This window comes from Acinetobacter sp. LipI_19, from assembly GCF_058242925.1.
This window is the reverse complement of sequence record NZ_JBZAYK010000001.1, coordinates 1,569,801-1,582,830: the sequence shown is the minus strand read 5'-3', so window position 1 is coordinate 1,582,830 and position 13,030 is coordinate 1,569,801. Positions and strand designations below refer to the sequence as shown.

Here is a 13,030-nt window from a genome sequence, read left to right as displayed (position 1 = left end):
TTTATTGTTATTCATGACACGAGTGAATCTATGGATTTTTCACCACCCATTGGTGGTGAAATTAACTATGCTTCGACTGATGATCAAGCTTCTTTAGGCAAATATTGCTGAATGATGCTTGAGAAGTCGAGTTGAGCATTACCTTGCATACACAATTGCTGATAAAGCTGCTGTACCAAACCGCCTAAAAGCAAAGGTTGTTTGACTTGACCTGCGGCTTCTACAGCCAAACCCAAATCTTTAAGCATCAGTTGAGAGGCAAATCCATCACTATAACCGCGTCCAGCGGGTGCATTGGCTGAAATACCCGGCCACGGGTTGCACACTTCCGAGCTCCAGCAACGACCGCTGGAACTATTGATTACACCTGCCAACGCCTGTGCATCGATACCGAGTTTAGCCCCTAGCGCCATGCCTTCAGCCACTGCGGCCATTGAAATGCCTAAAATGAGATTATTGCAAATTTTAGCAATTTGCCCTGCACCCACTTCACCACAGTGCACGATGTTCTTGCCCATGGGTGCAAGCACAGATTTTACTTGTTCAAAGGCTTTATCATCAGTTCCCACCATAAAGGTCAGTGTACCTGCTTGAGCGCCGATCGTGCCACCTGAAACAGGTGCATCGCAAATTTGAATCCCTTGATCTATACCAATTGCAGCAATGTCTTTAATGGTTTGCGGATCAATGGTACTACTGTCAATACATAAGCTACCTTGTTTAAGGACAGTAAGTACCCCATTTTCCCCCAAATACACTTCTTTAACATGCTTTGCTGCTGGCAGCATGGTGATTACGACATCTGCATTTTCTGCTGCTGCCTGCGGACTATCACAGGCGATTCCACCTGCTTCGGTGAAATGTGTGATTGCAATATCACTTAAATCAAAGCCATAAACTGTCAAGCCTGATTTGAGTAAATTATGGGCCATTTTACCGCCCATATTACCTAAACCAATAAATGCAATATTCATCCTTGAACTCCTGTATTAACGCAAGCTGATGGTGGTATTCACTTCACCTTTTTCTTGTGTGTCTTCGAACCAACGACTGGTAATGGTTTTGGTTTGAGTATAGAACTGTACTGCTTGTTTACCATAAGGTCCTAAGTCCCCTAATTTTGAACCTCTTGACCCTGTAAAGCTAAAGAATGGAACCGGCACGGGAATTGGAATATTAATGCCCACTTGACCAATATCAATGGTGCTTTGGAAAGTACGTGCTGTTGCACCACTTTGAGTAAACAATCCTACACCATTCCCAAATGGGTTGGCATTAACCAATTCAATGGCTTGTTCAAGCGTATCAACATGAATAATGGCTAAAACAGGGCCAAAAATTTCTTCAGTATAGATACGCATATCGGTAGTGACTTGGTTGAATATGGTTGCACCAACAAAATTGCCCTTTTCATAGCCATGTACTTGCACGTCTCGACCATCAAGTAAGAGTTGTGCACCTTGTTCAATACCACTATTAATCAAATCTATAACACGAGCTTTTGCACGTGGAGAGATCACAGGACCAATATCTGTTTGCGGTTCATGCCCTGCATTCACTTTGAGTGTTTTGGCTTTTTCAACCAACTCATCCACCCAGTGTTTAGTTTCACCGACCATGACAGCAACTGACAATGCCATGCAACGTTGTCCAGCTGCACCAAAAGCAGCGCCGACTAAAGCATTTAACGTTTGTTCTTTATTGGCATCTGGCATTACCACAACATGGTTTTTTGCTCCCATCATCGATTGCACACGTTTACCATGCTGACCTGCTAAGTTATAGACATGCGTTCCTACTGCTGTTGAACCTACAAATGAAATGGCTTTAATGTCTGGATGCGTACATAGACGATCAACCACTTGTTTGCCACCATGTACTACATTGAGTACACCAGCAGGTACACCAGCTTGTAATGCCAACTCAACTAGCATCATGGTTGATAATGGATCTTGTTCAGACGGTTTAAGAACAAAGGTATTACCGCAAACGATCGCCATTGGAAACATCCATAGTGGAATCATGGCAGGAAAATTAAATGGGGTAATTCCAGCACATACCCCCAATGGCTGTTGCAAGGTATAAGTATCTACACCACGAGCTACACCTTCAGTATATTCACCCATTTGCAAGGTACCAATCGAGCAAGCATGTTCAACTACCTCTAAACCACGTTGAATATCACCTTCTGCATCAGCTAAAGTTTTACCTTGTTCTGCGGTCAAGACACGTACGATATCTTTCATATTGTCACGAATCAAATCTTGCAGTTTCAGCATGATCCGCATACGAGCTTGAATTGGTGTGAAACGCCAAGTTTTAAATGCTTCTTGTGCAGCAGCAATAGCAGCATCAACTTCGTCTAGAGTTGCCATCGGGACACGACCAAGTACCTCTTGGGTCGCGGGATTTAGAATGTCTTGCCATTCAGTAGTATTTGATTCGGTAAATTTTCCATGAATTAATAATTTAGCCGTCGTCGAATGAATATTTGACATTGTGTTCATAACCTCTCCATAGGCAATATTTTTTGTTGTTACATTCTTAGAAAATAGCCAAAAGCAGTATTTTCATCAGTGCTGTTTCAAATCAAACTAACAAAGAAAATATAGATGACCAATAGAAATTAACGCACAATGAATGTGCAAATATGCACAAGGATGTTATACACAATGAAAGTCGATTGGGATCACCTACAGTTTTTTTTAGTTTTAGCGCGTGCCAAGACTTTAACCAATGCAGCCCGTATTATTGGAGTTGAACACAGTACTGTATCTAGACGAATACAAGCGCTAGAGCTGTCTTTAGGAACGCCGTTGTTTAGACGAGAAGCCACAGGTTATGAACTAACTATGGAGGGCTTAGCGTTAGTTCCTCGTGTTGAGCAAATGGAACAAGCGTTTTTGCAAATTGAAAAGCCCAACTTACCATTACAGGGGCATGTGCGAATTGGCACACCTGAGGGTTTTGGAACAGCGTTTTTAGCACAGCTATTGGCACAACTGTCTAAACAATACCCTTTACTTACAATTGATCTTATCCCAGTTCCAAAAATGATTAAGCTGTCGCATCGTGAAGCTGATATTGTGATTTCTATTGACCGTCCTAAGTCAGGACCTTATATCATTACTCGTTTAACCGATTATTGTCTTAAAATTTATGGTAGCAAAAGCTATTTAGAAAGCACTCAAGCGATTAAAAAACTTGAAGATTTAAAAAACCATCAGTTTGTAAACTACATTGATGATCTAATTTATAGTCCTGAACTGTATTGTTTAGAACGTCTACCCTTACAGCTCAATGCAAATTTTAGAAGTAGCAGTATATTGGCCCAACAAGTTGCTGTGAGTGCAGGTGCTGGATTGGCAATTTTGCCGAAGTTTTTGGCAGAAAATAAATCAGAACTTAAACAGGTGTTACAAGATGAAGTTCGTTTTATTCATACTTTTTGGATGTTGACTTTAGTTGATTTACAGCATGAACCACGGATTAAATTGGTCTGGGATTTTTTAAGAACACAAGCTGATAAATATCAAAATTTATTGATGGATTAAGCATTTTGGACGAATTTAACTTTGTTCAAGTTATTCATTTCATAAAATACATACTAGATCTTAAATTTATTATTTTCCAAAAATATTATCTGATAATTTCATCTTCATCTTCATCTTCATCTTCATCTTCATCTTCATCTTCATCTTCATCTTCATTGAGAATAATAAAACTCCTATAGAATTAGAACTTCTATTATTCACCCGAAAAGTCCTTAAAATCATATAAATTTATAGATTTTTTATTTTACTCTCACATCCCTCTAATGCTGAAGATTTCTTGATCATATCCACTATATTTGCAATACAGTAGATGGTATTTAATTGAACATGCGCATTATCATAACTACTCGCATGTTCATAGCCATTAATTATAAATGTTTCAATTGGACTACGACCATCAGCACGCACATCCTGTCCAGACTGATAACAAACCGTTCCATCTCCCTTTGAGGTTGGCTTAATATCTAAATAAAACGTGGCTTTATTGGTTTTAGAAATTTTTGACTTTTCATCTAGCAAGACTTCCCTTATGCCATCTTTTTTATAGGCATTGTCTAATAAATTATGGATTTTCGAACCTTTTATACTTAATTCAGCATCATCTTCCGGAACAGGTGTTACATCGTCTTCTTTTATATCACTTCGATCTTTTATATCTGGGAGTTCAATTAAATTTTTTTTGCCGTATAAGTTCATTAATTCAATTAGTTCATTTTCACTGCTAATATTTAGCTCTTCTTTACAACGCCACACCACTTGACCAAATGCTTTATACCCTTCGTCAGCACCATAGCTTGCATAAGTATTGGCATGATAAGTATCTTTTATATGATCATGTAATTCTTTAACTATTACAATATTATTTATATAAGCATCAAAAATGCTGGCTAATTTATCCTTCTTCACAGCTTCGGCAACTAAACCAGCTGGGTCAATAAAATCAGGATTGATCATCGCCCACCAACAGTCTTTTCTTTTATAGAGATCATTATAAGGATCATTACTTTTTGGCAATGTGGCAGTCATTTCACCTGTAGGCGTTTTAGCTTTAATGACCAACCATGCTTGAGGATTTTTGGGAAAATCCCCAACATTGTAATAATTTGAAAAAGGTAATAACTCTAAGCCACCGGGCGCATTTGCCAATGTTGCAGTGAGACGTTCGGAAGTATTCCCAAACATAAATTTGGTTGCCCAAGCCACAGCACTTTTGAAAAGTCCTGTTGAGGCTTTCCAACCATCCCAGCCTACAGTGAGGCGTTGATATACTGCTGGCGCACCACTGGCAGGCATCGCACCATGTATCACACCAGCAATCTTATCTTTAACTTTAGCATTTTGGATCAGGGCGCGAGTCACTAAGCCACCCATAGAGTGGCTAACGATAATAAATTTTTTAAATTTTGCTGTAGGAAATTCTTTTTTAACTTGCGCCATAACTTGATTATTCAGTCGGTCTGCAACATGATCTGCTGACTTCATATTACTTTGTAACCAGTTATAGCCACAGGCAAACACTGGAAAAGCATAATCTGCCAACTCCTCATGCTGTTCTAGACCTAATAATTCAACGGTTTTTTGCGACGACCAATTTTTAAGTATTTTTTCCGTATCTGCATTGCCGGGTTGGACAATTTTTTCCCATTCAGCGGTACCATTAAACTTATCCTTCTCTTGATCTTTTAATTTCTTGAAGGGTTGATTTAAATTACTCTCCAAATAAATCAGTAAATTTGCATAACCTATGGTAATCACTGAACCCCAACCGCGTGCCAAAGCCAAGTCTTTGGTCATATGCGGAATTACTTTTTTACTTATTTTTACATCGCCATCGTACCCAACCTGAGTTGTTGCTGGGTTCAGGGCAATCTGTCGTTCTCGTGCATCTCGTTTACTGTATTCAATAATCGTAGACAGTGATATTCGGGGATACCAAACTTTATTTTTCTTTGCATCTTTGAGATTTGACCCCATAATCCCTGGAATAAAAATAATCGGCACGACATATTTGACAGGTGCAGGAATTACACACTCGGAATTAACACTATCTGGTGTGGTATATGAAACATAAGACACACTTCCAGATTCGTAAAGTATTTCATAGGCTTCATGACGATGGACATTATTTGACATTATTATTCTCCGAATTTACGGATGGTTTTTAGAATCGATTCATATAGTTTTAAGGCATCATATTGTTCTAGGCTACTGCTTTCACTAAGCGGAGATGAATATCCTGTATCCGTTTCAAAACTTATCAATGGATCTTGGTTATTATTGGCACTGCCTGTATGTTCCCATAAGGCACTAATGCCATTTTTCCCTTTCATTTTTTCTACTGAAATCCATTCTTGTCCCGTTAAATGCGCGGTATTTTTTTCACCTTTACGAATATTGCCTTTATCAATTTGACGCTGGCTTTGCCCGACCTCTTTAAACTTTTTTTCTATCCGTGGAATCATTGGCAAGACATATTCATCATTTGTTTCTGCCTCAAAACGTAACACTACTGTTGGATAGTTTTTAAAGTCAAAAGCAAGAGTTTGGATGCTATAGCGGTACTGTTTGGTTTGATCTTTGATAAAGCCTTGGTAAATACATTGTCCTGCTTCCTTAGGAATCTCATGTTCATTACGATAGCGTAAGTTTTTCACTAAATTATGAATCGCTTCATTACTTTCGGCTGTCAACTGTGGTGTATCACTATGCATTCCCTCTATTAAAAATAAAGTATTTTTATCCCATACAAAGGCAGCTACTATAAAAGGAAGTCTTTTGTCATCCTCTAATTTCCCTTTAAAAATCTTAGTCAGTCGACCATCGAATACTTGTTCTTGTGGGTCTTCAAAAATTTTTCGATTACCTTTGGAATAATCGTTTCTCCATTTTTGAACTGCTTCATCAAAATCTTGACGTGTTGCTTTAGTTTGAACCTTAATAGTAAAAGAATCATATTTATCATAACGTTCTAATGGATTAGCCTCAGCAGGAATATCCACCACATAACGCCCAATACAATAAGTTTTAGTTTTTTCTAAATTGATCATATTATTTCCAGTATTTTTTATTGCTGATTGTGCAAATGCGCAACTTGTCGTGATCATGCAAGCGGTGAGTAATAAAGAAGAAAATAGTTTATTCATTAATATTTCCTTTTTAGATAAGCGTTATCAGATCTATAAGCATTGTTTAAAATTATTATTCTCCGAATTTACGGATGGTTTTTAGAATCGATTCATATAGTTTTAAGGCATCATATTGTTCTAGGCTACTGCTTTCACTAAGCGGAGATGAATATCCAGTATCCGTTTCAAAACTTATCAATGGATCTTGGTTATTATTGGCACTGCCTGTATGTTCCCATAAGGCACTAATGCCATTTTTCCCTTTCATTTTTTCTACTGAAATCCATTCTTGTCCCGTTAAATGCCCAGTATTTTTTTCACCTTTACGAATATTGCCTTTATCAATTTGACGCTGGCTTTGCCCGACCTCTTTAAACTTTTTTTCTATCCGTGGAATCATTGGCAAGACATATTCATCATTTGTTTCTGCCTCAAAACGTAACACCACTGTTGGATAGTCCTTAAATCTAAAACCAAGCTTTTGGATACTATAGCGGTACTGTTTGGTTTGATCTTTGATAAAGCCTTGGTAAATACATTGTCCTGCTTCCTTAGGAATCTCATGTTCATTACGATAGCGTAAATTTTTCACTAAATTATGAATCGCTTCATTACTTTCGGCTGTCAACTGTGGTGTATCACTATGCATTCCCTCTATTAAAAATAAAGTATTTTTATCGAGTACAAATCCAAAAACATCATAAGGTAGTATTTTTTTATCTGCTAATTTCCCTTTAAAAATCTTAGTCAATCGACCATCGAATACTTGTTCTTGTGGGTCTTCAAAAATTTTTCGATTACCTTTGGAATAATCGTTTCTCCATTTTTGAACTGCTTCATCAAAATCTTGACGTGTTGCTTTAGTTTGAACCTTAATAGTAAAAGAATCATATTTATCATAACGTTCTAATGGATTAGCCTCAGCAGGAATATCCACCACATAACGCCCAATACAATAAGTTTTAGTTTTTTCTAAATTGATCATATTATTTCCAGTATTTTTTATTGCTGATTGTGCAAATGCGCAACTTGTCGTGATCATGCAAGCGGTGAGTAATAAAGAAGAAAATAGTTTATTCATCAACATATCCTAATAATGAAATAACGGCTTTTGTCATAGCCAGTGAGGTTATTTTCTCGGTTCTACCTTCAGTATCTGTAACACCCTCAATGGTTTTTCCATCTTCTGTTTTTATTTTATATTTCATATTCGATATGGCTTTATCCGCTTTATTACGCAATACAAAGTGTTCACCATAATCCATTTGAAGTTTTGGCATCGCGGCTAAATCAGAGCTTATCGTAGCGCCTGACATGGTTTTAATTTGCCCTGCTTTTAAAGAAAGCAACCCAGGGCAAACGATATCGATATTGCCATCTTCAATTTTGATAAAACCACCACCAGATGAGATCATTATGCCTTTACCACTTTCGACTTTAACAAAATCGTTAACTGCATAAACATGCATCAGTTCTTGTGAGGCGATTTTCATGGTGCTTGCTTGCGACTCAATTTCGACTGGACCTTGTCCAGCTTTGATCTTGATACCGGCTGCTTTGGCGAAGAGTGAAATTTTGTCTAAAACATTGGCTAGAAAACCACGCCCTGAAAAAACTTGAATATTTCGTTCTGAGCTTATATCAATATTTTGCTTGGCTTGAGCAATAATTCCTTTATCTGCATCAAAAATAAGTGAATCCTTGGCATCGATTGCAATGAAAGGGGTTGAATCTGATTCATTCCAATTTGGAAGATCTGTTTTTACGGCTTCTTGTAATTCAAGTTCAGGCTCAATGGTTTGGTGGCCTTTAGCTGCATCTTGAATAGCCTTATTAGTTCCTAAGAATTTTTCGATATTCTGTTGAAGCTTACTACGCTCAAGTTGGTTTCCTGAGGCATGACCTGCGATTTCAGTTGTAATCAATATCCCTTTAGGCGCACGTATTGCCCCCCAATCATCCGTCCTTAACTCAAACCCTTCACCACGACCTTCACTTACTGAGGTTTCTTTAGGATGACTTAAATTTCCCAAATTCAATTGGCTCGCACCATGACTCGACTGTAACTGCGTACTGATTTGCGCGGTAGTATCATCAAATCTAAGCTGGCCAAAGCCTTCACCTGCCACTTCTTTTGATCGGTTACCACTCAGCTTTTTGGTCTCAGGCAGTTTACCTTTATTATCAAACATGGTTGGACTTCGATGTCCTTCATGAATTCGTCCTGTAACAAATGGACGATCAAGATTACCATCAAAAAAATCAACCGCGACAATCTCATCTTTACGAGGCAAGAATCTTACACCGTAGCCTGCACCAGCCCAAGATGTAAGCACATCCACCCATGCTGAATCAGTATCTGTATCATTCGATCCTGCACCACCATCATGGGTATGATCTTCAGTTCGCGTAAATAGGAAGCGAACTTTAATCCTTCCCCATTCATCAACATAAATTTCTTCGCCATCACTGACCACTTTAGCGCGTTGTACATGGGCAATCGGGCGATGCTGCAACGGATCGTATTTTGGAACAAGCTCAATATTACGACGAACTAAAGTGAGTAAATTGGCTTGACGCTCTTGTTCACTATCTTTACTACTTTGCCAATGACTCAAAATTAAGAGTTTTTCAATTTGGTTTTGAATATCTTTGGGAAAATTATTTTGATTATAAAAATGTTTACTAATTATTAAGAACTCCTTATCACTGCCACTATGATTTTTCTCTAGTTCTGGATGATCCACCAACTGAAACCAATAGCCAACCTGGGTATCTCGGACACTACTATGTGCTGTAAAGTATTTTGCTTGCAAAGCTTGATGCAGATTAAGTTGATTATTCAGTTTATCAAGTTGGCTATTTCCAGACATTGTCGCTTGGTCTTCGCCCTTAAGATCACGAATCCATGCAGGAGATATACTCCAAGCTTGTTCTAGGCTTAAGCTTTCATTATCACGTTGAGCACTATGCTTATGTGAACTGAGGACTGAACCGCTACCATCTTGCTGAGTTAAACTGTCCGCTTGCCAACGTTGTACATGGATCGCTGTCGATTGTAATTGTCTATTTGCGATAAAGCTGGTGATACTGTCGGACTGTTCCGTTGCATTTGAACGATGATAACGAATAGTCCTACGTTCACTGGCTTTAAATTGAAAATTACTATCGACCAAGCGTAACTTTTGTGGTTCAACGTTTTGGCTACTGTTAGAAACCAAATAATTTGATTCATCAACCAGCCAATTAATTGATTCCTCACGCATTAATCGAGTTAAATAGGAGTAATCACTTTCATTTGATTGCATTGAAAATGGACGTACATCATAATCTTTGGTTAAACCACTTGTATCCAGTTTTAAGCTTGAAGCAAATAAACTACTCTTAAGCTGCCATTCCTTGAAAATTATTTCACAAATTTCTACAACGCTTTTATCCATAAACACACGGCTATTCAGTCTTTTATGCCATAGACTGGTAGCATCTTGCATGGTTAGACGATAAAGACTCAAAGCGCCATCTGACTGTCCTTGGCTAGCGCCCGTAATGATGCCAGTGGTTCTGAATAAATTGCCTGAATCTATAACTTGATCCACTGCCACTTGACAACCAATGAATTGTTTTAATTCTATGAATGGGTTTGATGACAGGCAAATGAGTTCTGCTGATAAGCCATCGTTGACACCATGATAGCCATCAATACGCTGCAACATGATGTGGGAATTGAGTTGAAAATTTAAAAGCTGGACATGAATTGAACGGTTTTCAGTTCCCAAGCCAAACTTATCTAAGCGTGTAAAAATATTGTTCAACATTTATTATTATGCCCCTTTACTAATAAGAAAAACTTAACATAAATTTTAGTATGTCTCAAACTTACTGGATTGTTGTCGTTTTAGAACGAAGTATTTATATGGCAATTTAATTTGAATTATTAATTTATTTTTAAAATAAAAACCCAAGACGAATCTTGGGTTTTAGCTTTTGTTGTAAAAAATTTTTAACTTGCTAAGCCAACAGCTTTTGCTCGTGCTTTATGTAACTTCTTATAACTGTCAATAAGTCTTAAATGACGATCAAGCCCTTCAAGCTTCATACTTGTTTCAGTCAAGCCATAAAAACGCATACTACCATCTAAAGAGCCAATGACTGCATCCATTCTTTCATCACCAAACATACGACGGAAATTGACTTCATAATCATCTAAATCCATGTCGTCGTCTAGTTCAACTTCAAGCATCACATTCATACACTGATAGAACAGACCACGTTCTACGGTATTGGTGTTGTATTGAAGGAACTGTTCAACTAAATCTTTTGCCTCTTCAAACTGTTGTAACGCAAGATAAATCAACAATTTTAATTCAAGGATCGTCAATTGTCCCCATACAGTATTATCATCAAACTCAATACCAATTAATGTTACGATATCGGTGTAATCATCCACTTCAACTTCTTCAAGACGCTCAACTAAAGCTTCAAGCTGATCATCTTCCAAACGATGAATATTTAAGATATCTTCACGGAATAACAATGCTTTGTTGGTGTTGTCCCAAATTAAGTCTTCAACCAAATAAATCTCAGAATAATCAGGAACGATGATTCGACAAGCTGTCGCGTCTAAATGCTCATAGACAGCCATATAAACTTCTTTACCCATTTCTTCAAGAATGTTGAGCATCGTTTTAGCTTCTTCAGCATTGGCATTTTCACCTGCATGGCTAAAATCCCATTCGACAAAGTCATGATCTGATTTTGCACTAAAGAAACGCCAAGACACGACACCACTGGAATCGATAAAATGCTCAACAAAATTGTTTGGTTCTGTCACAGCATTACTGCTAAAGGTCGGTTTTGGTAAATCATTTAAACCTTCAAAACTACGGCCTTGTAACAACTCGGTCAAACTGCGTTCTAAAGCAACTTCAAGCTTAGGGTGTGCGCCAAATGATGCAAATACACCACCTGTACGTGGGTTCATCAGCGTAACGCACATCACAGGAAACTCACCACCCAATGATGCATCTTTAACCAATACTGGGAAGCCCTGTTCTTCTAAGCCTTTAATGCCTTCAACGATACGGGGGTATTTTGCTAAAACTTCCTCAGGCACATCTGGAAGTGCAATTTCTCCCTCTAAAATCTCACGTTTAACCGCACGTTCAAAAATTTCAGATAAACACTGTACTTGAGCTTCAGCTAAAGTATTTCCTGCACTCATACCATTACTTAGGTATAAATTTTCAATCAAATTTGATGGAAAATATACAATTTCTTGATCAGATTGGCGTACAAAAGGTAATGAACAAATACCACGCTCAGTATTGCCTGAGTTGGTATCATATAAATGTGTACCTAACAATTCATTGTCTGGGTTATATACCTCTAATGTATATTCATCCAATATTTGTTTAGGTAGTTCTCCATTTGGTCCAGGTTTAAACCATCTTTCATTTGGATAATGTACAAATTCAGCATTGGCAATTTCTTCACCCCAAAACTGGTCGTTATAGAAGAAATTACAGTTTAAACGCTCAATAAATTCTCCCAATGCAGAAGCCAAAGCGCTTTCTTTGGTCGAGCCTTTACCATTGGTAAAACACATTGGAGATTGAGCATCACGAATATGTAATGACCACACATTTGGGACAATATTTCGCCATGATGCAATTTCAATTTTCATTCCCAATCCTGCCAAAATCTCAGACATATTGGCAATGGTTTCCTCTAAAGGCAGATCTTTACCTTCAATAAAAGTTAAGCTTTCTTGTGCCAAGTTAGGCATGAGCAACGCTTGTGCATCTGCATCAATACTCTCAACTTCTTCGATAACAAACTCAGGACCAGTTTGGATGACTTTTTTAACGGTACAACGGTCAATCGAACGTAAAATACCTTGACGATCTTTATCTGAAATATCTGCAGGAAGTTCAACCTGAATTTTAAAAATTTGTTTATAACGGTTTTCAGGATCTACAATATTGTTTTGAGATAGCCGAATATTATCGGTCGGGATATCACGAGCTGCACAATACACTTTCACAAAGTAAGCGGCACACAAAGCAGATGAGGCAAGGAAATAATCGAAAGGACCCGGCGCAGAACCATCACCTTTATAGCGAATGGGTTGATCAGCAATTACTGTAAAGTCATCGAACTTGGCTTCTTGTCGAAGATTATCGAGATAATTGACTTTGATTTCCATGTGGGCACCTAAATATTCTTACGTGTAAACATAAACACATAAAATTTAAATATTGAAAAATAAGCCGAATCACGGAGAAGAAATTGACTTAAAAACGAACCAACCCCAACTGAGGTCAGTAATAATGGTTGCTATTATAGAATTAT

The 13,030-nt window shown here is 37.9% G+C and carries 8 protein-coding genes; 1 reads left to right on the top strand and 7 read right to left on the bottom strand.

Annotated elements, in window-relative coordinates:
• Positions 1-83: 83 nt before the first annotated feature.
• Positions 84-974, bottom strand: a complete 891-nt coding sequence (mmsB, locus tag AC4CVF_RS07605) for a 3-hydroxyisobutyrate dehydrogenase (protein ID WP_336951089.1) — start codon at positions 972-974, stop codon at positions 84-86.
• 15 nt (positions 975-989) lie between these two features.
• Entirely contained in the window at positions 990-2,507 is a 1,518-nt protein-coding gene (locus AC4CVF_RS07600) for a CoA-acylating methylmalonate-semialdehyde dehydrogenase (RefSeq protein WP_490789162.1), read from the bottom strand.
• Between the two features lie 165 nt (positions 2,508-2,672).
• Here AC4CVF_RS07600 and AC4CVF_RS07595 point away from each other — a divergent pair, with 165 nt between their 5' ends.
• Positions 2,673-3,554 carry a LysR family transcriptional regulator gene (locus AC4CVF_RS07595; RefSeq protein WP_336951087.1) on the top strand — a complete coding sequence of 294 codons (882 nt, stop codon included), beginning with the start codon at positions 2,673-2,675 and terminating at the stop codon, positions 3,552-3,554.
• Positions 3,555-3,782: 228 nt separating this feature from the next.
• On the opposite strand, the gene AC4CVF_RS07590 is transcribed toward AC4CVF_RS07595, so the two are convergent.
• The 5 genes from AC4CVF_RS07590 to AC4CVF_RS07570 form a co-directional block, all read right to left on the bottom strand.
• Positions 3,783-5,687, bottom strand: a complete 1,905-nt coding sequence (locus AC4CVF_RS07590; RefSeq protein WP_490789161.1) for a lipase family alpha/beta hydrolase — start codon at positions 5,685-5,687, stop codon at positions 3,783-3,785.
• Positions 5,688-5,689: 2 nt separating this feature from the next.
• On the bottom strand, positions 5,690-6,697 hold the full coding sequence (locus AC4CVF_RS07585; protein ID WP_490789160.1) for a T6SS immunity protein Tli4 family protein: 1,008 nt from the start codon (positions 6,695-6,697) through the stop codon (positions 5,690-5,692).
• A gap of 55 nt (positions 6,698-6,752) precedes the next feature.
• Positions 6,753-7,760 (bottom strand): T6SS immunity protein Tli4 family protein, encoded by a 1,008-nt coding sequence (locus AC4CVF_RS07580; RefSeq protein WP_490789159.1) that lies wholly within the window; start codon positions 7,758-7,760, stop codon positions 6,753-6,755.
• Positions 7,753-10,494: a type VI secretion system Vgr family protein gene (locus AC4CVF_RS07575; protein WP_490789158.1), complete on the bottom strand. Its 2,742-nt coding sequence runs from the start codon at positions 10,492-10,494 to the stop codon at positions 7,753-7,755. Before AC4CVF_RS07575 ends, AC4CVF_RS07580 begins: the two co-directional genes overlap by 8 nt.
• A gap of 185 nt (positions 10,495-10,679) precedes the next feature.
• On the bottom strand, positions 10,680-12,884 hold the full coding sequence (locus AC4CVF_RS07570; RefSeq protein ID WP_490789157.1) for an OsmC domain/YcaO domain-containing protein: 2,205 nt from the start codon (positions 12,882-12,884) through the stop codon (positions 10,680-10,682).
• Positions 12,885-13,030: the final 146 nt, after the last annotated feature.